Origin of the sequence: Micromonospora sp. DT201, from assembly GCF_049841575.1 — a bacterium.
In the GTDB taxonomy this organism is placed as follows: Bacteria; Actinomycetota; Actinomycetes; order Mycobacteriales; family Micromonosporaceae; genus Micromonospora.
In genome coordinates, this window is the sequence record NZ_JBNCKP010000001.1 from 692,738 (window position 1) to 716,436 (window position 23,699).

Sequence of the window (23,699 nt, forward strand, 5' to 3'; positions counted from 1 at the left end):
TTCGTACATGAGTACGAACGAGGTGATGGCCCGGTTGGGGGCCGCTGTCAGCGCACTGGGAGATGTCGACGTCTCCGCGTGGTCCGAGGACACGCTCAACGAACAGCTTGGTGAGCTCTCCGCAGCCCTGGTCGCCCTCGACTCGGTGCTCTCCCGGGTCGCCGGCGAGGTTCGCGCCCGGGGGTTGCGCATCGAGGAGCCCGTCTCCGCTTAGGAGCCTGCTTCAGAAGGACTGGCCGCCCTCATGAAGCAGGCACTGATCCGTCGTCCGCGTCAGCGGGCGGCACCCTGCCGACACCGCCCGGGCACGGCAATGTCCGGGCGGTGTCGGAGGTGCCTGGCAGGATGAGCGGCGTGCGGTTCCTCGACCTGGCAGCCACTTCCGCCGCCGTCGGCGCCACCAGCGGTCGGCGGGCCAAGGTGGAGCTGCTCGCTGATGCGCTACGCCGACTGGACCCGGGCGAGGTTGAGCCCGGCGCCGGCTATCTCGCCGGTGAGCTGCGACAACGGCAGACCGGGGTCGGCTACGCCAGTCTCCGAGATCTGCCGCCACCGGCTGCCGAGCCGACGTTGACCGTGGCCGCTGTCGACGCGGCCATCGAGCAGATCGCCGCGGTGCACGGCACGGGCTCGCAGGCTCGGCGGCGGGCGCTACTCGGCGCTCTTTACGCGGCGGCGACGGCCGACGAGCAGCGCCTGCTCACAGCCCTGTTCAGCGGTGAGTTGCGCCAGGGTGCCCAGGCCGGGCTCCTCGCCGACGCGGTGGCCCGGGCGGCCGAGGTGCCGGTGGCGACGGTCCGGCGGGCCCTGCTGCTCGCCGGTGACCTGCGGGCCGTGGCGGTTGCCGCGCTGGCCGGAGGGGCTGCTGAGCTGGCCGGGTTCGGCCTGCAGGTCGGCCGGCCGCTGGCACCGATGCTCGCGCAGAGCGCCCCCTCAGTCGACGAGGCCCTCGCAGCGACCGGTATGCCGGCGGTGGTCGACGTGAAGCTCGACGGCATCCGCATCCAGGTGCATCGCTCCGGTGCCGACATCGCCGTCTTCACCCGCAGCCTCGACGAGATCACCGCCCGGGTGCCCGAGGTGGTCGCCGCCGTCCGTGCCCTGCCGGGCCGGGAGTTGGTGCTCGACGGCGAGGCGATCGGCCTGGACGAGACAGGCCGCCCGCTGCCGTTCCAGCAGACTTCGAGCCGGGCAGCCCGACGCACCACCCCCAGCAGCACCGGGCGCACACCGGTCGCCCCGGCGGTGCTTGCGGCAGCTGCCAGCACCGGCGCGACCGTGCTCACTCCGTACTTCTTCGACCTGCTGCACCTCGACGGCCAGGACCTGATCGACCTGCCCGGCCGGGATCGGTGGGCCGCCCTCGCCGGTGCGGTGGACGCGTCGCTGCTGGTGGGGCGCATGGAGGTCGACGGCCCGGAGCAGGCAGCCGCCGCGTTCGCCGCCGCGCTCGACGCCGGGCAGGAGGGGGTGGTGGTCAAGGCACCGGACGCGCCCTACGACGCCGGCCGGCGCGGTGCCGCCTGGGTCAAGGTCAAACCCCGGCACACCCTCGACCTGGTCGTGCTCGCCGTCGAGTGGGGCAGTGGCCGACGGCAGGGCTGGCTGTCCAACCTGCATCTGGGCGCACGCGACCCGCACACCGGTGACTTCGTCATGCTCGGCAAGACGTTCAAGGGGCTCACCGACGAGTTGCTGCGCTGGCAGACCGAGCGCTTCCTCGACCTCGCCGTGGAGCGCGGCGACTGGGTGGTCCGGGTTCGCCCCGAACAGGTGGTGGAGATCGCCTTCGACGGGGTGCAGACAAGCTCGCGCTATCCCGGGGGGATGGCGCTGCGGTTCGCCCGGGTGGTGCGGTATCGCGACGACAAGTCCGCCGCCGAGGCCGACACCATCGATGCGGTCCGCGCCATCCACGCCGGCCGGGTCACCGGCTGACCGGTCGCCCCAGCCCAGGTCACCGGTCCGGTTGGGACACCGGCCCGCGCCCCGGTCAGGCGGACGCGCTCGGCGTCGGCTCGGCCGCCCGGTCCAGCGGACCCTGGTCGACGCCGATTCCGGCGGCGCGGCGGGCCTCTCGGCGGGCCACCCAGCCGTAGCCGAACAGGGACATCACCGCGAAGAGCCACCACTGCACGACGTAACCGAAGTTCTGCCAGTTGTTGGTGTGCCCGACCGGCACCGCCTTGAACACCGGGTCGGCCGACGGGGTCTGCTCGTCCAGCAGGATGTAGGCGCCATAGACCGGGTACGGCAGCTCGCCGGCCAGCCGTGACACCCCGATCCGCCGGATCTCCAGCCGTCCGTCACGCCGCGCCACCGCCCCAGCGCCGCTTTCGGTCTCGTGCACCCGACCGACCACCGTCACGTCGCCGGTCGGCGCGGCGGGCACCGTGGGCTGGGCGGTCGCCCCACCCGGTGCCGGCGGGATCCAGCCCCGATCGATCAGCAGCGCCGTGCCGTCGGGGAGCACCAGCGGGGTGAGCACCTCGAAACCGACCCGGCTGTCCACCGTCCGGCCACGGACCAGCACGGTGTTCGTCGGGTCGTACCGGCCGGTGACGGTGATCCGGGTCCAGACCTTGTCCTCGGCGGGGGCCGGTCCAGCCGTACCCGCGCCACCGGTGGGTGCGCGCAGCGCGTCGGCCAGCGGCGCCGGGGCCATCCGCTGGCCCGCGTCGATCCGTTCGTTGACCTCGGTACGCCCCCGGTAGCGGTCCAGCTGCCAGTTGCCGAGGAACACCATGACGGCGGCGGCAACCAGGGTCAGCGCGAGAGCGCCCAGCCAACGTGGGCTCAGCAGGAACCGGTACACGGCACCGAGGCTACCCGTATGACCGGCGCCACTGACCTGGACCGGGCCAGGGAGTGGGCCAGGACTGCCCCGCAGGCCGCGCCGCTGGCCCTGGTTGGCGGTGCTCGCGTCTCCAGCCGGACGGGTATCGTCACGCCGACGGATCGGCCCCGGTCGTCCCCGTCGCGTACCCGCCGCCGCTCGCGAGGAGTCGATGATGACCGTCGTGCCGCGCCTGGTGCTCAGCGCGCCGTCCTCCGGGCACGGTAAGAACGCGTTGGCGATCGGGCTGCTCGCCGCCCTGGCCGAGCGGGGGGTCGACGTCGCCGGGTTCAAGCTCGGGCCGGACCACGTCGACGCCGCCTACCTCGGGCTCGCCTCCGGTCGGCCAGGTCGGGCGATCGATCCCCGGCTGGTCGGGGTCGACCGGCTCGCCCCGCTGGTGGCGCACGGCGCTGCCGGTGCCGGGCTCGCCGTGGTGCAGGGCAGCATGGGCCTGTACGACTCGGTAGGCGGCCGCCCCGAGGAGGAGTCCACGGCAGCTGCGGCCGCTGCGCTGCGCAGCCCGGTGGTGCTCGTTGTCGATGTGGCCGCGATGGGTCAGTCGGTGGCGGCCCTGGTGCACGGTTTCCGCTCGTACGACGAGCAGTTGTGGCTCGGCGGGGTGATCCTCAACCGGGTGGCGTCCTCCCGGCACGAGGCCATGCTGCGTGAGGCGTTGGACGACGTGGGCGTGCCGGTCTACGGCGCACTGCGTCGTCACGACCTGCCGGCGGTGCTGCCGTCGCGGCGGCACGGCGTGGCACCGGTCGTCGACGGGTCCGCCGACGCCATCCGAGCGGTCCGGCGGTTGGGCGAGGCCGTTGCCGCCACGGTCGACCTGGAGCGGCTTCTCGGGCTGGCCCGCTCGGCTCCGCCGTTGTCAGCCCCGGCCTGGTCTCCCGAGGAGGCCCTGGGCGCGTTCACCGCCCCGGCGGACCGCCCGCTGGTGGCGCTGGCCGGCGGTCCGGGTGGCAGCTTCAGCCACCCGGAGACCGCCGAACTGCTACGGGCCGCCGGTGCCGAGGTCGTCACCGTCGATCCGCTGCGCGACGAGGCGTTGCCGGTCGGCACCCGCGCGCTGGTCGTCGGCGGCGCGCTGCCGGAGGCGTACGCCGAGCAGTTGTCGGCCAACCGGCGGCTGTGCATCGCGGTGGCCGAGTTGGCGCGGACCGGGCGTCCGGTGATCGCCGAGGGCACTGGTCTGCTCTGGCTGGCCCGCGAATTGGACGGGCTGCCGATGTGCGGTGTCCTCGATGCGGTCGGTGTCAGCCGGGACGGCCTGGTGGCCGGCTACCGGGAGGCGACGGCCCAGACCGACAGCGTGGTCGCCGCGCATGGCACGGTGCTGGTCGGCCACAAGGCGCACCGCGCGGTGCTCACCCCCCGCGCTGGTCAGCGCCCGGCGTGGAGCTGGGAGGGGGGCGCGCCGGAGGGCTTCGTCTGGCGCAACGTGCACGCCTCGCAGCTCACCCTGCACTGGGCGGGTCATCCGGCCACGGCCGCCCGGTTGGTCGCCGCGGCGGCGACCGACCCGACGGCCGAGGTGGTGCCCGCCGAACCCGGCGGGGTGTCGGCGTGATCGACGAGGTGGTGGCGCGTCACGGTCGCCGGGTCAGCCGACGATCGCGTCCGACGGCGGGGTGAACTGGCGGGTCGGTGTGCCCTTCAGGCCGTCGCGCAGCGTCTCCGCTACCGCCTTGATCGGGATCTGGGACTGCCCGTCACCGACGGCGTTGAACGGGTTGTCCGGGTCGGAGATGAAGCTCGCCGCGGCCAACTCCGGGGTGTAGCCGACGAACCAGGCGGACCGGGTGCTGTCGGTGGTACCGGTCTTGCCGGCCACCGGGCGCCCGACCGTGCCCCGCACGCTGTCGGCGGTGGACCAGCCGCCGCAGCTGCCGCGTGCCGGGGTGTCCCCGGTCGGGCAGCGGGCCGCGTCGGTGGCCGCCCGAGCGGCGTCCGCGCTGACCACCTGCCGGCAGCGCGGCTTGGCCACCTCACGATGGATGCCGCCAGGGGTGGCGTACGTGGCTGGCGTGCCGTCTCGGTTCATGATCGCCTGCACCGGGATCGCCTCGCAGTAGCGGCCGTCGGCCGCGACGGCGGCGTAGGCGTTCGCCATCTCCAGCGGGGTGGCGTCGGAGACGCCGAGGGTGAACGCGCCCCACTTCTTCACCTTCGTCGGGGACGCCTGGTCCTTGTCGACGTCGGTGCGCCACCGCAGCCCGAGCTGCTCGGCCAGCCGGACCGCCCGGTCCGCGCCGACCTTCTCCTCCAGCCACACGAAGTACGTGTTCACCGACTTGCCGAAGCCGGACCACATGGTCTGTTGGCCGGTCATCGCGCCGCTGGCGTTGGAGGGCGCCCATCCGTCGTAGACGGAGGACTTGTAGCGGTATGGGGCGTTGAACGAGGTGGAGAGCGTCATTCCGGAGTCCAGTGCGGCGAGCATCGGGAACATCTTGAACGTCGACCCGGCCTGGTAGCCGGCCAGGTCACCGCCGCCGAGCAGCGGTGCCACCGTGTTCGGGTAGTTGGCCTTCACCTTCGGCCCGGCCTCGGGATTGGAACTCTGCGGGTTTTCGGCCAGGTCCAGCGAGTACGTCCGGTTCACCGCCATTGCCTTCACCCGCCCGGTGCCCGGCTCGGAGACCACGATTCCGTTGGCGAACGGGCTGCCGGTGGCCTCCTTGGAGCCGACGTTCTTCTCCGCCGCCTCCTGGATCTTCGGGTCGAGGCTGAGCACGATCCGGTAGCCGCCCCGGCGTAGCTTGTCCATCCGTTCCAGCCGGTTCGCCCCGAACGCGGGCTGCGCGCTCCACCAGTTCTTCAGGTAGTCGCAGGCGAAGCCCCAGCTGTTGTACTTCTCCGCCACCGCGGCGCAGTCGTGTGGCGGGGTCGTCAGCTTCAGCCGGATCGGCTCGGCCTTGGCGGCGGCGGCCGAGTCAGGGGAGAGGTAGCCGAGCTGGCTCATCCGGTCCAGCACGTAGTTGCGCCGCCCGGTGGCCTCCTTCTGGTCGGAGTCGGCCGGGTCGTACTCCGACGGGGACTTGACGAGCCCGGCGAGGGTGGCGGCCTCGACCGGAGTGAGGTTCTTCGGGGTCTTGGAGAAGAAGATCTCGCTGGCCGCGTAGATGCCGTACGCCCGGTGCCCGAAGTACGCCGAGTTCAGGTACCGCTCCAGGATCTGCTCCTTGCTCATCTCCTTCTCCAGGTCCAGCGCCATCCGCATCTCCTTGACCTTGCGAATGCTGGTCTGCTGGGTGGCCTCCTGGACCTCCTTGGGCGTGGTCGCGCTGTCCCGCAGGGCCATCCGGACGTACTGCATGGTCAGCGTCGACGCGCCCTGGGAGCCGCCGGAGCGGGCGTTGGCCACGAAGGCGCGGGCCACGCCCTTGGGGTCGACGCCGTGGTGCTGGTAGAAGCGGGAGTCCTCGGCGGCGACGATCGCCTGCTGGATGTTCGGCGACATGTCCGACAGCTTGGTGTACTGCCGGTACTCCTCGTAGAACATGGTCAGCACGGTCTTGCCGTCCGGGGCGTAGACGTAGGAGGTCTCGGCGGGCAGGGCGGTGGTCAGCAGTCGGGTCTTCTGTTCCACGGCGTGCGCGGTGGCCTTCGCGCCGAGCCCGGTGAGGGCGACCAGCGGGTAGGCGGCGGCGGCGATCACGATTCCGGCGATCAGTCCGGCGCGGAGAAGAGGGACGAGTCGACCAGCGGCAGCAAGGGGTCGGTTGCTCACAAGGAAAAGTTATGACATTTCCGATTCGTACATGAGAAGAACTCTTAAACCGGCGAGTGGTGACGCGGCTTACGCCGAGATCGGCTGTCCCACCGGCCACCTTCCCGGCAGGATCGCGGGCATGTGTGATCAGCCGAGCGGAGTCGCGCCGCTCGCCGAGGTCGAGCCGACGGCTGCTACCGAGCCAGATCTGGCGCATCACGGTGACGCGGAGGTCGGCGACGGACTGATCGACCTCGCCGTCAACGTCCGTCAGGCACGGCCTCCCGAATGGCTGGCCGGCCCGATCGCCGCGACCCTGACCGACCTGGCCCACTACCCGGACCCAGGGCCGGCCCGGGCGGCCGTCGCCGCCCGACACCGCCGTCACCCGAACGAGGTCCTGCTCACCGCCGGCGCCGCCGAGGGCTTCGTGCTGATCGCCCAGGCGCTTCGCGGCGTTCGCCGACCCGTGGTGGTGCACCCCCAGTTCACCGAGCCGGAGGCGGCATTGCGGGCCGCCGGGCACCAGGTCGAGCGGGTGCTGCTGGACCCCGCCGACGACTTCCGGCTCGACCCGACCCGGGTGCCCGCCGACGCCGACCTGGTGATGATCGGCAACCCGACGAACCCGACCTCGGTGCTGCACCCGGCGCAGACACTGGCCGCGCTGGCCCGCCCCGGTCGAGTGCTGGTGGTCGACGAGGCGTTCGCCGACACCACCACCGCACCCGGGCACCCCGGTGAACCGGAGTCGCTGGCCGAGCGGCGCGACCTGCCCGGGCTGCTCGTGCTGCGCAGCCTCACCAAGACCTGGGGCCTGGCCGGCCTACGGATCGGCTACCTGCTCGGCGCACCGGAGCTGCTGACCCGGTTGGCGGCCGTCCAGCCCCTCTGGGCCGTCTCCACACCCGCGCTGGCTGCCGCATCGGCCTGCGCCACCGACGTCGCGGTCCAGGCCGAACGCGCGATCGCCGCCGACCTCGCCGCCGACCGCGACCACCTGGTCGCCCGCCTCGCCGACCTGCCCGGTGTACGCGTCGTCGGCCGTCCCACCAGCGCGTTCGTCCTGCTACACCTGCCGGGTGCGACCCCGATCCGTGCCGCCCTGCGCGAGCGGGGCTGGGCGGTGCGTCGAGGCGACACCTTCCCCGGTCTCGGCCCGGACTGGCTGCGGGTGGCGGTACGCGACCGAAACACGACAGACGCGTTCATCGAGGTGCTGCGCGAGACCATGGAGGCATGATGCTGGAGACCACGATCGCGGCGATCCGCCCGGCGGACGAAACGGCCATGGCCGCCGCCCGTGAGCTGCACGGCCGGTTGACCAAGCCGGCGGGCTCGCTGGGTGCGCTGGAGGACCTTTCGGTACGCCTCGCCGGCCTGGCCGGGGCCTGCCCGCCACCGCTGCCCGAGCCGGCCGCAGTGGCGATCTTCGCGGGCGACCACGGGGTGCACGCCCAGGGGGTCAGCCCCTGGCCGCAGGAGGTCACCGGGCAGATGATCGGCAACTTCCTGGCTGGCGGGGCGGTGGTCAACGCGTTCGCCCGGCAGGCCGGTGCCTCGGTCACCGTGGTCGACGTCGGTGTGGCCACCCCGCTGCCCGTCCAGCCAACCACTGAGGCGGCCGTCCTCGACCCGTCCGCGCCCCGGCTGGTCGTCGCCTCCGTACGCCGGGGCACCCGTGACCTCGCGGTGACCGCGGCACTCACTCGGGACGAGGCGCTGGCGGCGGTGCAGACGGGCATCCGGATCGCCGACGAGCTGATCGACGCTGGCGCCGGCATCCTGCTCACCGGGGACATGGGCATCGGCAACACCACCCCGGCGGCCGCGCTGATCGCCGCGTTCACTGGTGCCGACGCACTCGACGCCACCGGTCGCGGCACCGGGGTCGACGACCCGACGTACGCGCACAAGGTCGCCGTGGTGCGGGCCGCGCTGACCCGGCACGCACCCGACCCGGCCGACCCGCTGGGCGTTCTGGCCGCTGTCGGTGGCCTGGAGCACGCCGCGCTTGCCGGGCTGATCCTGGGTGCCGCGGCTCGTCGCACGCCGGTGCTGCTGGACGGTGTGATCGCTGTTTCGGCCGCGCTCGTCGCCGCCGCGTTCGCCCCGGACTCGGTGTGCGCCATGGTCGCCGGGCACCGTTCGGCCGAGCCGGGCGCGACGGTGGCGCTGCGCCACCTCGGCCTCGACCCGCTGATCGACCTCGGGTTGCGCCTCGGCGAGGGCACCGGCGCGCTGCTGGCGTTGCCCGTGGTCACCGGCGCGGTCCGGGTGCTGCACGAGGTGGCCACCTTCGACTCCGCTGGTGTGGCCGAGAAGTGACCACGCGCAGCGAGCGAACCGTCCGGCCCGGTGGTGCGGCGTGACCACCAATCCGTACCCTCTCGGTCTGCGGCTCGACGGTCGGCGGGTGGTCGTGGTGGGCGGTGGCGCGGTCGCCACCCGGCGCGTGCCCGCGCTGCTGGACGCCGGCGCGGACGTCCTGCTGGTGGCACCGGAGCTGACCCCGGCGCTGCGCGCCCGCGCCGACGCGGGCCGGCTGCACTGGGTGCCGCGCCGGTTCGCCCCCGAGGACCTGGACGGCGCGTGGCTGGTCCAGGTGGCGATCGACGACCCGATAGCGGCGGCCTCGGTGAGTGCCGTCGCCGCCGAACGAAGGATCTTCTGCGTCCGGGCCGACGATCGGACGGCCGCCACCGCCTGGACCCCGGCGGTGACCCGGCACGGCCCGGTCACCGTGGCGGTGTTCGGAGGCGGCGACCCCCGCCGTGCGATGACCGTGCGCGATGCGATCCGCGACCTTCTCGCCGTCCGCCTGGTGCCGAACGGGACCGCACCGACGCAGAGCATGCCCGACGCTGCGACCGCTGCGGCCGGTGCGACCGGTGCGGCCGGTGCGCGGCAGACCGGGCGGGTGGCGCTGGTCGGGGCGGGGCCGGGTGACCCGGAGCTGATCACCGTGAAGGGTTGGCGGCTGCTCACCGAGGCCGACGTGGTGGTCGCCGACCGATTGGTGCCCGGCCTGCTGCTGGACGAACTGCGCCCGGACGTCGAGCTGGTGGACGCCTCGAAGATCCCCTACGGCCCGTCTCGTGCGCAGGAGGAGATCAACCAGATCCTGGTCGATCGTGCCCTGGCGGGTGCTTGCGTGGTGCGGCTCAAGGGCGGCGATCCGTATGTCTTCGGCCGGGGCGGTGAGGAGTTGCTGGCCTGCGCGGCGGCCGGCGTACCGGTGACCGTGGTCCCCGGGGTGACCAGCTCGATCGCCGCTCCGGCCGCGGCCGGCATCCCGGTCACCCACCGGGGGGTGGCGCACGAGTTCACAGTGGTCTCCGGGCACCTGGCACCCGACTCACCGGCGTCCCTGGTGCGCTGGGAAGCCCTCGCGGGTCTGCGTGGCACGCTAGTGATCCTGATGGGGCTGAAGAACCTCGCCGCCATCACGGCCACCCTCATCGCGCACGGCCGACCGCCGCAGACGCCGGTCGCCGTCGTCCAGGAGGGCACGACCGGCACTCAGCGGACGCTGCGATCGACGCTCGACGCGGTGGCCGCCGACGTACTCACGGCCGACGTGCGGCCGCCCGCCGTCGTCGTGGTGGGCGACGTGGTGGGCGCGCTCGACGGCTGAGGAACGCGGCGTGCGGACCTGAGCGCTACCTCCGCGAGGCTGAGGCCCTGCGTCCGGCGCGGCCGGCACCTGTCCGCGCGGGCCGGCTCGCCCCCCGGCGGCACCGCCGAGGTAGGGGAAGGAGGGGTCCCCAGGCACGCTTTGCTCTGCTTCAACCAAGGCAACACCGCGGAGGCGTTTGTGTTGCCTTGGTTGAAGCAGAGCAAAGGACTGGCGGAGTGCGAGTGCGAGTGCGAGTGCGGTGGCGGTGGCGGTGGCGCTCGGGTGACGAGTAGTCAGCCGCTCCGGCCACCGACTGACGGGCCACATTGACGACGGGGCCGGAGCGCAAGCGCTCCGGCCCCGTCGTACACGCGGGAAAACTACTGCTTGAGCATGTTGTCCAGCAGCAGAGCGCAGCGGATCAGGCCGAGGTGGCTGTAGGCCTGCGGGTGGTTACCCAGGCCGCGTTCGGCGAGCGGGTCGTACTGCTCGGGGAGCAGCCCGGTCGGGCCGGCGGTGAGCACCATCTGCGCGAACAACTCCTCGGCGTCGGTGCGGCGGCCGGTGCGCAGGTACGCCTCGATCAGCCACGCCGTGCAGATGTGGAAACCGCCCTCACGGCCGGGTAGGCCGTCGTCCCAGTGGTAGCGGTAGACGACCGGGCCGCTGCGCAGGTCCGCTTCGATCCGCAGGACTGTGGACAGGAAGCGCGGGTCGTCACCCGGGAGCAGGCCGGAGAGCCCGATCCAGAGCGACGAGGCGTCCATGTCCTCGTCGCCGTACGCGACGCTGTACGCCTCGACGTCGGGGTGCCAGCCGTGCTCCAGCACGTTGGCGCCGATCCGATCGCGGAGATCCTTCCACTCGGGTCGGTCCTCGCCGCCGTGCTCGCGCATCACGTGCAGCGCCCGGTCGACGGTCATCCAGCACATCACCTTGGAGAAGACGTGGTGCCGTGGTGGCAGCCGGGCCTCCCAGATGCCGTGGTCGGGCTCGTGCCAGCGCCGGCGGACCGCCTCGACCATGTTTTCTAGGACCCGCCACTCGTCGTCGCGGACCGAGCCGCGAGCGTCGGCGACGGCCGCGATCAGGTCGGCGATGGGCCCGAAGACGTCCAGCTGCAACTGGTGGTTGGCGAGGTTGCCGACCCGGACGGGCCGGGAGCCGGCGTACCCGGGCAGCGTGTCGATGACCGCTTCGGCACCCAGCTCGTAGCCGTCGATGGTGTAGAGCGGGTGCAGTCGCTCCGGGTGGCCGCCGGTGCGCTCGATGCAGCCGTCCACCCAACGCAGCAGCGCCTCGGCCTCCTCGACGGAGCCCAGGTCGACCAGCGCGCGGGCGGTCAGCGCGGCGTCGCGCAGCCAGCAGTAGCGGTAGTCCCAGTTGCGGACGCCGCCCAGCTCCTCGGGGAGCGAGGTGGTCGCCGCGGCCAGGATCGAGCCGGTGGCCTCGTGGCAGAGCCCGCGCAGGGTCAGTGCGCTGCGGGCGACCAGGTCACGGGCGGTGGACGGCAGCTTCAGCGAGGCCACCCAGTCCTTCCACGGCTGCTCGGCGGCGGCCTGCCGCTCGTGGATCGGGACCCGGTGGTGCTCCAGGCTGTGTGTGGCGAAGCGCAGCTCCAGGACGACCTGCCCGCCTGCGGCGGAGATGTCGACGACCGCTTTGGCGGTCTCGTACCCGCCGTCGTTGACGACCTCCCACCGCACGCCGGGGGAGTAGAGCGCGACTGGCTCGTTGGAGCCGAGCACCAGCAGGCCGTCGCCGAGCGGCTGCAACTGCACGGCGACCTGACCGAATTCGGGCCTCGGCGCGAACTCCACCCGGGCCTTGCCACTGCCGGTGAGCACCCGGACCAGGGTCGAGTCACCGGTGACGACCGCCGGGCCGTCCGGGGTGGTCTCCTTTGCGGGCTTGTCCAACCAGTCGGTGACGGTGAGCCCCGACCACCGGGTCTCCACCGTCATCGTGCCGGAGCGGTAGCGCTGGCCCAGCGGGATGCCGCCGCGTTCCGGGGCGACGCTGAAGTGACCGGCCGGGCTGCCACCGACCAGGTCGGCGAAGATCGCCGCCGAGTCCGGTTTGGGATGGCAGAGCCAGCTGACCTTGGCTTCGGGGGTGAGCAGAGCGACGGTACGACCGTTGGCCAGCATCGAGTGCCGCTCGATCGGCACCGCCCGCTCGCCGAACAGCCAGTGCCGCCGGGTCTCCAGCAGCAGCGCCAGTGCGCGCGCCGCCTCCAGGGGATCGGCCACCCGGTAGCCGGCCTGGGTGTCCCCGGGGCCGATCTTGACGCCGAGGTCAGGACCGTGCAGGTTGCTGAACGCGTTCTCGTCGGTGATGTCGTCGCCGATGAAGAGCACCGCGCTGGAGGCGAGCTGGGTCCGCAGTTGGTCGACCGCGGTGCCCTTGTGGGTGGCCACGACGGAGAGCTCGATGACCTCCTTGCCCTGGGTCACCGTGACGCCGTCAAAGGTGGCCGGGCCGTTACGGACCGCCTCGATGGCTGAGGCGGCCACCTGCGGGTCGACCCCGCGGGTGTGCATCGCGACGCTTGCCGGCTTGCGTTCCAGCCGGATGCCCTGGTGCTCGGCGGCGATCTCGCGCAGCGCGTCCCGAACCCTGGTGCGGACCGCGACCAACTCGGGGGAGAGTCGCTCGACGAAGCCGATGTCGAACTCGGAGCCGTGGCTGCCGACGAGGTGCACCTCGCTGGGCAGCCGGGAGAGTGCGGCCAGGTCGCGCAGCGCCCGGCCGGAGACGACCGCCACGGTGGTCTGTGGCAGCGCGGCGAGCGCACGAACAGCGGCCACGGCCTCGGGCAGCGGGACGGCCGTGCTCGGGTCCTCCACGATCGGCGCCAGCGTGCCGTCGTAGTCGCAGGCGACCAAGAGTTGAGGGACCCGGGCGATTCGGCCGATGGCGGCGCGCAGTTCGGGGTCCATCACCCCGGTGGCGATTGCCGCTCCATCGTTGACGGTCGTGTTCACTCGGCCTCCGCCTCGGAAACTCCAAGCTCGGAGAGGAAAGACTTGGCCCAGTGGCCCACGTCGTGGGTACGCAGGTGACGTTGCATTGTCCGCATCCGGCGGCGTGCCTCGGTTTTCTCCACGTGCACTGCCCGGAGTAGGGCGTCCTTGACCGCGTCCGGGTCGTGCGGGTTACACAAAAATGCCTGGCGAAGCTCGGTGGCCGCGCCGGCGAACTCGCTGAGCACGAGCGCGCCACCCTGGTCGGCACGTGATGCTACGTATTCCTTCGCCACCAGGTTCATTCCGTCTCGCAGCGGGGTCACCATCATGACGTCGGCAGCAACGTACATCGCGGCCAGCTCACTGCGACTGTACGACTGATGCAGGTAATGCACCGCCGGCACGCCGACCCTGCCGAATTCGCCGTTGATCCGGCCGACCTCGCGCTCGACCTTGACCCGAAGTGCCTGGTAGTGCTCCACGCGCTCGCGGCTGGGAGTGGCCACCTGCACCATGACCGCGTCGGGGACTGTCAACTTTCCGTCAGCCAGCAGCTCGCGGAAGGCCTTGAGTCGCAACTCGATGCCCTTGGTGTAATCCAGCCGGTCCACGCCCAGAATTATCGTCTTCGGATCGCCCAGTTCGGCGCGGATCTGCTTGGCCCGGGCCTGGATCGCCGGGTCGGCGGCCATCCGCTCCATCTCCTGGGTGTCGATCGAGATGGGGAAGGCGCCCGCCTTCACCTGCCGACCGTCGACCTGGATCATCTGCCCCTCGTAGCGCAGCCCGAGCAGGTGTCGGGCCAGCCGGACGAAGTTCTGGGCGGCCAGCCGCTGCTGGAAACCGACGAGGTCGGCGCCGAGGAGGCCGCGCAGGATCTCGGTGCGGAACGGCATCTGCATGAACAGCTCGATCGGCGGGAACGGGATGTGCAGGAAGAACCCGATCCGCAGGTCCGGGCGCAGCTCACGGAGCATCGCCGGGACCAACTGGAGCTGGTAGTCCTGCACCCAGACCGTCGCGCCCTCGGCTGCGACGTCCGCTGCGGCCTCCGCGAACCGCGCGTTGACCAGGCGGTACGCCTCCCGCCACCGGCGCTTGTAGGCCGGTGTCTCCACCGCGTCGTGATAGAGCGGCCAGATCGTCGCGTTGGACTGGCCCTCGTAGTAGCGCTCCAACTCCTCGGCGCTGAGGGGGACCGGGTGCAGGCGGATCCCCTCGAGGTCGAACGGCTCGGGGGCGGCACCGGTGCCGCCGGCCCAGCCGACCCAGGTGCCCTGGTGTTCGGCGAGTACGGGATGCAGCGCGGTGACCAGCCCGCCGGGGCTGCGTCGCCACTGCCGTCCCTCGGGTGTGCTCACCTCGTCGACCGGCAGACGATTCGCCACTACGACAAAGGAGCTACGGACGGTCACGATCGGCCACCTCCGGGTACTGACGGGTCCACCGCGATGAGCGTACTGAGCGTAGCTGCGGCGTCTTGTGCGTCGTGCCGGAGTCTCCTACCCGCCCCGTACGCGCCGAAATCCCGAAGGTGATCTTGTCGACAGCCCGTGCGTCAGAGGTCGATGATCGGCCATTCCTTGGGCAGTACCTCGCCGAGCAGCTCCCGCCGATCCGTCATGATCGGCGTGATCGCCCGCGCCGCCTCCATCGCAGCCTGCGCGAGATCCATGCCGCCGAGGGTTCGCGACCAGCCGCCGAGGATGGCGCACATGTCGTGCTCCACGGGCGTGACCATGACCTGCTCCAGATCGCCGACGATGTCGAGCAGCGGCCACCCGTCGCTGGTCACCTGGCGGTATGCGGCTGCCAGGCAGAGCGCCGGGACGATCACAGTCTGTCCCTTGTCCGCGACTTTCGCGATCTGCTCCCCGACCGCCTCCATGCCCTCCGAGTAGGCGAGGAGGCATCCCGTGTCGAGGACGAGGCCAGCATCAGTCACGGATGGTCATCCTTCCGCGAGATGCCTCACCCAGCAGAGCGGCTGCTTTGGCTCGCAGTGCTGGCGTGATCTTCGCGTGTGCCTCGTCGAGCTTCCTGCCCGCCTCGGCGAGGCCTTCGTCCGTGAGCTGGAAACCCACCTGTCGAAGCGTCCGCCGTGTGCGCTCGCCGGCCATCCGCTGACGAACGGAGTCGGTGATGAATGCGGAGACGTTGGATTCCTCGGCCAGTCGCTCCGCCACGTCATCCGGCACGCTGATGGCGATCTTCTTGGTCATACCAGGGACGCTAGCGAGTGATACCGGTGTCGGCAAGGAGGCTCGCCCGCGTACTCCTGGGGCGGGGTGATGTGGGCGAAGCGCGCCGTACCTGTCAGGATTGACGATGGCGTGCGCGCGGCCGGTCACCGGCCGGCGGCGGTGGGCGGTCCTCGCAGCCCGCGCCCGCGCCGCCGATCAGCGACAGCAACCGACGGAGGTAGCCCGCACCGTGGCCCAGTACATCTACGTCCTGGAAAAGGCGCGCAAGGCGCACGGCGACAAGGTCGTGCTCGACAACGTGACGTTGAGCTTCCTGCCGGGGGCCAAGATCGGTGTGCTCGGTCCGAACGGCGCCGGCAAGTCCAGCCTCCTCAAGATCATGGCAGGGTTGGACAAGCCGAGTAACGGCGAGGCCCGGCTCATGCCCGGCTACACCGTTGGCATGCTCGCCCAGGAGCCCCCGCTCAACGAAGCCAAGACCGTGCTCGGCAACGTCGAGGAGGCAGTCGCCGAGACCAAGGCCAAGCTGGAGCGGTTCAACAAGATCGCCGAGCAGATGGCGACCGACTACTCCGACGAGCTGATGGAGGAGATGGGCAAGCTTCAGGAGGAGCTGGACCACCTCGACGCCTGGGACGTCGACTCCAAGCTCGAACTGGCCATGGACGCGCTGCGCTGCCCGCCGCCGGACGCCGACGTGACCCAGCTCTCCGGTGGTGAGCGCCGCCGGGTCGCACTCTGCAAGCTGCTGCTGGAGGCACCCGACCTGCTGCTGCTCGACGAGCCCACCAACCACCTGGACGCGGAGAGCGTCTCCTGGCTGGAGCAGCACCTGGCCAAGTACGCCGGCACCGTCATGGCGATCACCCACGACCGGTACTTCCTCGACAACGTGGCCAACTGGATTCTCGAGTTGGACCGCGGCCGGACCTACCCGTACGAGGGCAACTACTCCACCTACCTGGAGAAGAAGGCCGCCCGTCTGGCCGTCGAGGGTCGCCGCGACGCCAAGATGAAGAAGCGCCTCACCGAGGAACTGGAGTGGGTCCGCTCCAACGCCAAGGCCCGGCAGACCAAGTCCAAGGCCCGCCTGGACCGGTACGACGAGATGGCCACCGAGGCGGAAAAGACCCGCAAGCTCGACTTCGAAGAGATCCAGATCCCGCCGGGCCCCCGGCTGGGCAGCACGGTCATCGAGGCGTCCCACCTGAACAAGGGCTTCGGCGACCGGTTGCTCATCAACGACCTGTCGTTCTCGCTGCCGCGCAACGGCATCGTCGGCATCATCGGCCCCAACGGTGTCGGCAAGACCACGCTGTTCAAGACCATCGTCGGGCTGGAGCAGCCGACCGACGGTTCGGTCCGGGTCGGCGAGACGGTCTCGCTGTCGTACGTCGACCAGAACCGTGAGGGCCTCAACGGCGACAAGACCGTCTGGGAGGTCGTCTCCGACGGGTTGGACTACCTGATGGTGGGCAAGGTCGAGATGCCGTCGCGGGCGTACATCGCCGCGTTCGGCTTCAAGGGACCGGACCAGCAGAAGCCGACGAAGGTGCTCTCCGGCGGTGAGCGCAACCGGCTCAACCTGGCGCTGACCCTGAAGATCGGCGGCAACGTCATCCTGCTCGACGAGCCGACGAACGACCTGGACGTGGAGACGCTGTCCAGCCTGGAGAACGCGCTGCTGGAGTTCCCCGGTTGCGCCGTTGTCATCTCGCACGACCGGATGTTCCTGGACCGCGTCGCCACGCACATCCTGGCCTGGGAGGGCGACGACCAGGACCCGTCCAAGTGGTTCTGGTTCGAGGGCAACTTCGAGGCGTACGAGAAGAACAAGATCGACCGTCTCGGCGCCGAGGCCGCCCGGCCGCACCGGGTGACCTACCGCAAGCTGACCCGCGACTGACCGGCCGAGAAGGTGTCTGACCGGTTCGTCTACCACTGCACGCTGCGCTGGTCCGACCTGGACGCGTACGGCCACATCAACAACTCGCGCTTCCTCACCCTGTACGAGGAGGCGCGGGTGGCGTTGATGTTCGCCGGTGGCCGGGCCTGGGGGGTTGGCTCGTTCGCTGACGGGGTGGTGATCCGTCGGCACGAGGTCGACTACCTGCGCCCGGTCGACTACGCGCTGGGCCGGGCCACCGCGGAGGCGGCGCCGACCGTTCGGATCGAGTTGTGGGTGGAGGAGATCATGGCCTCCCGGTTCACCGTCGCCTACGAGATGTACGACGGCGAGGTGCTGGCCAGCCGCGCCCGCTCGGTGCTGGTGCCGTTCGATCTGACCCGCCAGGTGCCCCGCCGGATCACTCCGGAGGAACGGGACTTCCTGCTCACGTACGCACCGCAGGGCGGCGTGGCGTGACCCGGCCGGGCGCGGCCGGGCCGGGACCGGCCGCGGCGTCGACTCCGGCGCACGGTGTCGCCGGGGTGGCGGACGCGGGCGCCTTCCTGGCCCGGCTCGTCCGGCTGGACCCGATCGCACCGGTCCGGCTGCGGCCGGCCGGTGTGCCCGGTCGGATCACCCTCTGGGCCCGGCTGCCGTGGCAGGTCCTGGTGGCCCGCACGGTGGCCAGTGGGTCGGCCGACGGCGTGGCCGAGGACGTCACGGTGGCTGCCGCGGAGCTGCTGGCTGAGCTGGAGCGCGGTGGTGCGGCCCTGCCCGCACGCCGGGACGCGCAGTGGCGATGGCCGCTGCCGCCGGCGCGAAGCCGGAACGTTGAGGCACTGCCCGTTGCCGAGCTGCGGCGGATCGCGGACGCGGCGGCGGGCACCCTGCGTACGGCGAGCGAGCAGGGCGTGGCTGGCCGTGCGGTGGGTCAGCGGGTGCTGCGTGACGCGCTGCTCGATCATGTGGCGGTGGTGGTCACGCCGGACGGGCCGCCTGCCCCGCCAGTCGAGGTGTCGCAGCGGCTGGTGCAGGGGTTGGTCCGGATGGGCTTCCTCGGTGCCGCAGGCGGCCCGGCCGTCGCCGACGATGAGGCCACCGTCCAGGTGCGGGTGGCCGGTCGTTGGGTCGGCCTGGTGGGACCATACGGAGCCGCATGGTTGCAGAAGGCCACGGATCTTGCCGTGACACCCCTCAGCGCTCGTCCAAACGGATGACCCCGGCTCATTCTTCTGGCCAGGGGCAGTCGTTGGGGGGGTGCTTCAACTCGGCTGTCCGGGTACCGTCCATGCTCGGATCCAACGCACCGTAGGCGACTGGATCCGCTGGGGAGTGAGGTGCGCGAGCGATGCCGTGGTGGTCATGGCGCCCCGGTCCCGCCGACGGCGGCGATCCGGAAACCCGAAGCGGGATCACAGTCGAGAGTGCGGTCCGGGTCGGACCGCCCAGCCCTCGCCAGCCGGGAGACGACTGCCCGGCCAACGAGCGGCCCGTCCTGACCGAGATGCTCGCCACCGTCGAGCCAGTGAGTCTGAGCCGGGTCTGCGACGCACTCGATCTACTCGACGTGCGCTACCTGGCCGATGGCGACGGCAACCTGCTGGCCATGTGGGAGCGGCACGCCGTGCTGGTCACCCTCGAAGGGCCGGAGGACGAGATCCTGGTCATGCGGGCACGTCCGCATGCCACGGTCCCGCCGGACTGGGCTGACCGGGCCTACCGGGTGGTCAACGAGTGGAACCACACCCGCCGGTTCTGCAAGGCGTACATTGGCGACCCGACCGAGCGCGGGCAGCTGCCGATCTACGCCGAGCTACAGGTGCCGCTGGGTGCCGGCACCCACGACGCGCTGTTGGTCGAAATGCTCGACTGCGGCGCTGCGGTGGCCACCAGCTTCGTGGACTGGCTGCACGACGAGGGCGCGTTGCTCTGACGAAGCCCGTGGGTCGGGTGGGTCAGGCGCCGTCGGCCGGGTCGTCCATGGCGTTGACCATGAAGTACGCGGCCCGCTCCAGGTAGTCCCAGAGCGTGCCGGCGATCTCCGGCTCCAGGTCGAGCCGGTCCACGGCGCGGCGCATGTTCCGCAGCCAGGCGTCCCGCTCGGCCGCGCCGATCCGGAAGGGCGCGTGCCGCATCCGCAGCCGGGGGTGGCCACGCTGCGCGGAGTACGTGTTCGGCCCTCCCCAGTACTGCATCAGGAACAGGGTCATCCGGTCCGCGGCCGGGCCCAGATCCTCCTCCGGGTACATGGGCCGCAGCAGGGGATCGGTGGCGACGCCGGCGTAGAACTCGTCGACCAGCTTGCGGAAGGTGGGCTCGCCGCCGACCGCTTCGAAGAGGGTCGTCGATGCGCCGGGACGGTCGGATTCGCCTGCGGGATTCACCGTTCCATCCTGCCAGGTGCGCCGCGTGCCAACCCGACCCGCGCACCGTGCGTCGGATCACGCCCGGCCGTCGCGCCGGACGCGGTGCGTCGGATCACGTCCGGCCGCAGCGCCGGACGCCGGGCGCCGGCCCGCTCGGGTCCGCGTGGGCGGACCGGGTCAGGTGACCGCGTGCCGGCGCTGGCCCTCGCCAGTACGCGGCTCGGGAGGGCCTGCCGCCGTGCCGCCGGTAGTGGGGTCGCCCGTGTTGGCGGGCGGCTCGGCATTGGCCGCCGACGCCGCCGCGATGGTGGCGTCCAACGTCTGCTGATCCGGCCAGCGCAGCGCGGCTACCACCATCAGCACCACGCCGGCCGCGCTCCACAGCCCCACCACGAAGGGGATGTTGTCGAAGTGATCGGCAATCAACCCGGTGACCAGCACCGCGAAACCTTGGATGACCTGGACGCCGGTAGCCATCACCCCGAAAGCGCGGGCCCGGAAGCCGTTGGGCAGAGCCCGGACGAAGAGCCCGTTTGCCATCGGCAGCATGCCGGCGACCGCGAAACCACAGACAGCGGCCAGCAACGCCACCGTCAGCGGCGGCGGGTTGAACATGGCCGGCACCAGCACCAGTGGGGCGAGTACCGCGAGCGGCCGCATCAGCTTGAGTCGGCGGGCCGGCCCGAACAGGCGGCTCACCAGCAACCCGCCGAGGATGAAGCCGACCGGGCTGGCCACCATGATCAATGCCTGGGCCGTGCTCGCGCTCATGGCGCCGTGGCCCTCCTCGTGGGCCCAGCCAACGGCCAACCCCTCGGGGACGATCGAAAAGAGCATCGCGCTGAACACCAGCACCGCGATCGCCCGCAGCACCGGTGTTCCGAACACGATGGTGAAGCCCTGGCGAGTCTCCCGTAGCAGGTGGCTGCGGTGCGCAGGGTTCGTCATCGCCGGGCGGTTTCGCACTCCGAAGCGGACCAGCAGCGCCGAGACGCCGAACGTGGCCGCGTTGAACAGGAGCGCGACCTGCGGGTCGATCGAGGCGACGGCGGTGCCGAGCACGTACCCGACGATCTGGGCTGCCTGCCCGACGCTGCTGTTCAGCGACAGCCCGAGCACCAACCGGTCACCGGCGAGCATCTGCGGCATCAGCGCGGACTTCGCCGCCTGGCTCGGCGGGTTGGCCAACGTGGCGGCGAAGATGAGCACCAACACCGCCTGATACGGCAGTTGCGGGATGGCGATGAGCAACATCAACGCCATCCGGATGAGGTCACATGCCACCATCACCCGCCGGTACGGGTACCGCTCCGCAAGTGCGGCGAGCACCGGACCACCGAGCAGCCAGGGCAGGAAACTGACCGCGAAGGCGGCTGCGGAGAGCCCGACCGACTCGGTCTTCTGATAGACGAGCAGGGTGACGGCGGCCTTCGCGACGTAATCGCCGACCCAGGAGAGAGAGCCCGCCACGAACACGGCGCGGTACTCGTGCTGGGCGAACACCTCGCGAAAAGTAGCTGGGCCTTCCGCGGAAGGCCGTTCGTCGGGCACCGTCGCCTCCATCGGCCTCCGGGTTGGCCGCTCGTGGCAGCCCGGCCGGAAACGCTCGTCAGATCTACGGATCAGCGAGGATGTGATCACGCTTGGCGGGAACGCGTGCTCCGAATTCTGCCCGATCGTCTGAGAACTATCTAGGTCGAACGGGTCGTTCGTCGCTTCCCCGACTGAACGAACGGACGATACCTGAGGGGCCGGGTGGCCCGCGACCCCTGAATTCGAGGACAGCGGCGCCTGGGTCAGGTAGCGCCGCCCTGACCAGTCTCACCGTCGGGCAACGGCCGGGTCGACAGACCGGGATAAATGCGGGCCGCCGCGATCTGCGCGGTGATTCCCGAGTTCTCCAGAGCCTCCGCGAGCCGGCGACGCAACTCCCGGCCCACCGCGAACTGCCCGTCGGCTGTCGTCTTCACCACCGTCCGGATCACCGCGCCGTCCACTGTCACCTGCTCGACGCCCAGCACCTCCGGCACCTCGACGATCTCCGGCGACAGCTCTGGGTCCATCGCGATCGAGGCGGCCGCGGTCCGCAGGACGGCGGTGGCCTCCTCGGTGCTGCTGAAACCGATGGGCAGGTCCACTACCACGAGGGCCCAGCCCTGGCTCTTGTTGCCCACCCGGATGATCTCGCCGTTGCGGATGTACCAGAGCACACCGCGACCATCGCGCACGGTGGTGACCCGTAGCCCGACCGACTCGACGACGCCCATCGCCTCGCCCAGGTCGACGTTGTCGCCCACGCCGTACTGATCCTCGATCAGCATGAACAGGCCAGCGATCAGGTCCTTGACCAGGCTCTGCGCGCCGAAGCCCAGCGCGACGCCGGCGATCCCCGCGCTGGCCAGCAGCGGCGCCAGGTCGAAGCTGAACTCCCGCAGGATCATCAACAGTGCGATGCCGAAGACGAACGCGGTGGTCAGGCTGCGCAACACCGAGCCGATCGCCTCGGCCCGCTGCCGTCGCCGCTCGGGCACGAACTCGGTCGGGTCGACGGCGGCGCTCGGCACCCGCTCGCGCAGTGGCCGCAGCATCGTCGGCACCGCACCGTCGGTCGTCGTCCGGACCAACCGGTTGATCGTCCGGTGCACCGCCCAGCGGGCCACCATCGCCAGTGCCACGATCAGCAGCACCCGTAGCGGCTTGAGCAGGATCCAGTAACTGCCCTCGGCGAACCAGGCCGACCTGGTCATTCTGAACAGGAACTCGCAGGAGGAACTGCCCTGGCAGTTCACCGACCCGACGGTGGACAGGGCAAGGGGCATCACGCTGGCGGCACTCACCCTGTCTTCGTACCGCAAGAAGCCCGAGCGCCCACCGCCGACCCACCGGCCGGGTGACCCGCGGCCGAGGGCATGGCCGGAACGGGGCGAACCGGCCATCGTGACAGGTGCGGGAAAGAGCTTCATGCCCGACCCCGGATTAGTGCGTGCAATCCGGGGTTCGATCAGGGACTATTGGCGCAACGGACGTCGGTGATCGGCCTGGCGTCGACCGTGTGGGCCGTCGTGCCCCAGCCCCGGTCGGCGGCGGTCCGCAGCAGCCGCTGAACCGGGAGGGTGATCGCGATGCCTGACATACGACCCGCGGTGGGCTCCGGCGCGTTGGTCCTCAACGCCACCTACGAGCCGCTGTGTGTCGTGTCGGTGCGCCGCGCCGCGATCCTCGTTCTCTCCGCCAAGGCGATCTGCGTCGCCGATGGTGAAGGCATCCTGCACAGTGCTCGAGACGCCCTCCCCGTGCCTTCCGTGGTCCGGCTGACCCGCTTCGTCCGCGTGCCGTACCGAACACATGTCGGGCTGTCCCGGCGGGCGATCTTCGCCCGGGACGGGTGGCGGTGTGCCTACTGCCGGGGCCCGGCCGAGACCATCGACCACGTCTTTCCGCGTAGCCGGGGTGGCCGGCACGCCTGGGAGAACGTGGTCGCCGCGTGCGCCCGCTGCAACCACACAAAGGGCGACAAGACCCCGGCCGAGATGGGGTGGCGGTTACACGCGCTTCCGGCCGCGCCGAAGGGCACCGCCTGGCGGGTGCTCGGGCACCGCGCCCCCGACCCCCGCTGGGCGGACTGGCTCGACCTGCGGGAGCCCGAAGCCGCCGCCTGATCGCCCCGGCTGGCCTGACGCGAGGTGTCGACTGATCAGCGAAGGCGGGCCATCCCTCTTGGTCAGAGGCGACGGATGACCAGCCCTGGTTTGACGTCGGATGCGGCCGACAGATGCGCGATGTCCTCGGGAGCGCTCGTGAAGACGATCGCGCCGCAGGCGAGGGCGACGGTGACCACGGTGGCGTCGACGATGTCACGGGTGCCGGACTTGCCACAGAGAACGCCTGCCGACTTTGCCAGCTCAAGGCTGACCGGGACAATCTCGCAGCTGTGCAGGAACCGGCCGAGTTGGACCTGACGGCGAGGATCACGCCAGGCCTGGCTCACGACGACGGAGGGGATCAGCAGACGTCGCCCCTCTTCCAGAGCCAGGTGGTGGATCGCCCACATTCGTCGATCATTGCCTTCGATCGCGAGCAGCACCCCGGCGTC

Annotated in this window: 21 protein-coding genes; 11 read left to right on the forward strand and 10 right to left on the reverse strand. The window is 71.1% G+C overall.

The window, feature by feature from the left end; translation table 11 throughout:
- Positions 1 to 7: 7 nt before the first annotated feature.
- Positions 8 to 214 (forward strand): hypothetical protein, encoded by a 207-nt coding sequence (locus ACLQ28_RS03355; protein ID WP_030333429.1) that lies wholly within the window; start codon positions 8 to 10, stop codon positions 212 to 214.
- A 131-nt stretch (positions 215 to 345) separates the two neighbouring features.
- Entirely contained in the window at positions 346 to 1,938 is a 1,593-nt protein-coding gene (locus tag ACLQ28_RS03360; protein WP_425684686.1) for an ATP-dependent DNA ligase, read from the forward strand.
- A 55-nt stretch (positions 1,939 to 1,993) separates the two neighbouring features.
- Here ACLQ28_RS03360 and ACLQ28_RS03365 read toward each other — a convergent pair whose 3' ends face one another.
- Entirely contained in the window at positions 1,994 to 2,815 is an 822-nt protein-coding gene (locus tag ACLQ28_RS03365) for an SURF1 family protein (protein WP_425684687.1), read from the reverse strand.
- Positions 2,816 to 3,011: 196 nt separating this feature from the next.
- Here ACLQ28_RS03365 and ACLQ28_RS03370 point away from each other — a divergent pair, with 196 nt between their 5' ends.
- Positions 3,012 to 4,415, forward strand: a complete 1,404-nt coding sequence (locus ACLQ28_RS03370) for a cobyrinate a,c-diamide synthase (RefSeq protein ID WP_425684688.1) — start codon at positions 3,012 to 3,014, stop codon at positions 4,413 to 4,415.
- 33 nt (positions 4,416 to 4,448) lie between these two features.
- On the opposite strand, the gene ACLQ28_RS03375 is transcribed toward ACLQ28_RS03370, so the two are convergent.
- Positions 4,449 to 6,578 (reverse strand): transglycosylase domain-containing protein, encoded by a 2,130-nt coding sequence (locus ACLQ28_RS03375; RefSeq protein ID WP_425684689.1) that lies wholly within the window; start codon positions 6,576 to 6,578, stop codon positions 4,449 to 4,451.
- 121 nt (positions 6,579 to 6,699) lie between these two features.
- Here ACLQ28_RS03375 and cobC point away from each other — a divergent pair, with 121 nt between their 5' ends.
- The 3 genes from cobC to cobA are packed head-to-tail and all read left to right on the forward strand — an operon-like array spanning position 6,700 to position 10,197.
- Positions 6,700 to 7,803, forward strand: coding sequence for an Rv2231c family pyridoxal phosphate-dependent protein CobC (gene cobC / locus ACLQ28_RS03380; RefSeq protein ID WP_425684690.1), 1,104 nt, complete (start codon positions 6,700 to 6,702; stop codon positions 7,801 to 7,803).
- The gene (gene cobT, locus ACLQ28_RS03385; RefSeq protein ID WP_425684775.1) at positions 7,803 to 8,888 is read left to right on the forward strand and encodes a nicotinate-nucleotide--dimethylbenzimidazole phosphoribosyltransferase; all 1,086 of its coding nucleotides are present in this window, start codon (positions 7,803 to 7,805) and stop codon (positions 8,886 to 8,888) included. Before cobC ends, cobT begins: the two co-directional genes overlap by 1 nt.
- Positions 8,889 to 8,928: 40 nt before the next feature.
- Positions 8,929 to 10,197 (forward strand): uroporphyrinogen-III C-methyltransferase, encoded by a 1,269-nt coding sequence (cobA, locus tag ACLQ28_RS03390; protein WP_425684691.1) that lies wholly within the window; start codon positions 8,929 to 8,931, stop codon positions 10,195 to 10,197.
- A gap of 362 nt (positions 10,198 to 10,559) precedes the next feature.
- Here the strand turns inward: cobA and otsB are convergent, their stop codons facing one another.
- From otsB to ACLQ28_RS03410, 4 genes are all read right to left on the reverse strand, one after another.
- A complete protein-coding gene (gene otsB, locus ACLQ28_RS03395) occupies positions 10,560 to 13,121 on the reverse strand; it encodes a trehalose-phosphatase (RefSeq protein ID WP_425684776.1) in 2,562 nt (853 codons plus the stop codon).
- 41 nt (positions 13,122 to 13,162) lie between these two features.
- Positions 13,163 to 14,563, reverse strand: coding sequence for an alpha,alpha-trehalose-phosphate synthase (UDP-forming) (locus ACLQ28_RS03400; RefSeq protein ID WP_110567725.1), 1,401 nt, complete (start codon positions 14,561 to 14,563; stop codon positions 13,163 to 13,165).
- Positions 14,564 to 14,706: 143 nt separating this feature from the next.
- On the reverse strand, positions 14,707 to 15,036 hold the full coding sequence (locus tag ACLQ28_RS03405) for a hypothetical protein (protein WP_425684692.1): 330 nt from the start codon (positions 15,034 to 15,036) through the stop codon (positions 14,707 to 14,709).
- A 49-nt stretch (positions 15,037 to 15,085) separates the two neighbouring features.
- Complete coding sequence (locus tag ACLQ28_RS03410) at positions 15,086 to 15,370, reverse strand: hypothetical protein (RefSeq protein ID WP_425684693.1); 285 nt, start codon at positions 15,368 to 15,370, stop codon at positions 15,086 to 15,088.
- Positions 15,371 to 15,581: 211 nt separating this feature from the next.
- Here ACLQ28_RS03410 and ettA point away from each other — a divergent pair, with 211 nt between their 5' ends.
- The 4 genes from ettA to ACLQ28_RS03430 all read left to right on the forward strand — a co-directional run bounded on the left by ettA (position 15,582) and on the right by ACLQ28_RS03430 (position 19,173).
- On the forward strand, positions 15,582 to 17,258 hold the full coding sequence (gene ettA / locus ACLQ28_RS03415; RefSeq protein ID WP_425684777.1) for an energy-dependent translational throttle protein EttA: 1,677 nt from the start codon (positions 15,582 to 15,584) through the stop codon (positions 17,256 to 17,258).
- 12 nt (positions 17,259 to 17,270) lie between these two features.
- Positions 17,271 to 17,717 (forward strand): acyl-CoA thioesterase, encoded by a 447-nt coding sequence (locus tag ACLQ28_RS03420; protein ID WP_425684694.1) that lies wholly within the window; start codon positions 17,271 to 17,273, stop codon positions 17,715 to 17,717.
- Positions 17,714 to 18,457, forward strand: coding sequence for a hypothetical protein (locus tag ACLQ28_RS03425; RefSeq protein ID WP_425684695.1), 744 nt, complete (start codon positions 17,714 to 17,716; stop codon positions 18,455 to 18,457). The genes ACLQ28_RS03420 and ACLQ28_RS03425 overlap by 4 nt, the downstream gene beginning before the upstream one ends.
- Before the next feature lie 131 nt (positions 18,458 to 18,588).
- A complete protein-coding gene (locus ACLQ28_RS03430) occupies positions 18,589 to 19,173 on the forward strand; it encodes a YbjN domain-containing protein (RefSeq protein ID WP_425684696.1) in 585 nt (194 codons plus the stop codon).
- Between the two features lie 22 nt (positions 19,174 to 19,195).
- Here the strand turns inward: ACLQ28_RS03430 and ACLQ28_RS03435 are convergent, their stop codons facing one another.
- From ACLQ28_RS03435 to ACLQ28_RS03445, 3 genes are all read right to left on the reverse strand, one after another.
- Positions 19,196 to 19,624, reverse strand: a complete 429-nt coding sequence (locus tag ACLQ28_RS03435) for a globin (RefSeq protein ID WP_425684697.1) — start codon at positions 19,622 to 19,624, stop codon at positions 19,196 to 19,198.
- 159 nt (positions 19,625 to 19,783) lie between these two features.
- Positions 19,784 to 21,169, reverse strand: coding sequence for an MFS transporter (locus ACLQ28_RS03440; RefSeq protein ID WP_425684698.1), 1,386 nt, complete (start codon positions 21,167 to 21,169; stop codon positions 19,784 to 19,786).
- Positions 21,170 to 21,402: 233 nt separating this feature from the next.
- Entirely contained in the window at positions 21,403 to 22,461 is a 1,059-nt protein-coding gene (locus ACLQ28_RS03445; protein WP_425684778.1) for a mechanosensitive ion channel family protein, read from the reverse strand.
- Positions 22,462 to 22,728: 267 nt separating this feature from the next.
- On the opposite strand from ACLQ28_RS03445, the gene ACLQ28_RS03450 reads away from it, so the two are divergent.
- Positions 22,729 to 23,265 (forward strand): HNH endonuclease, encoded by a 537-nt coding sequence (locus tag ACLQ28_RS03450; protein WP_425684699.1) that lies wholly within the window; start codon positions 22,729 to 22,731, stop codon positions 23,263 to 23,265.
- 62 nt (positions 23,266 to 23,327) lie between these two features.
- Here ACLQ28_RS03450 and ACLQ28_RS03455 read toward each other — a convergent pair whose 3' ends face one another.
- The gene (locus ACLQ28_RS03455; RefSeq protein WP_425684700.1) at positions 23,328 to 23,690 is read right to left on the reverse strand and encodes a hypothetical protein; all 363 of its coding nucleotides are present in this window, start codon (positions 23,688 to 23,690) and stop codon (positions 23,328 to 23,330) included.
- Positions 23,691 to 23,699 lie beyond the last annotated feature (9 nt).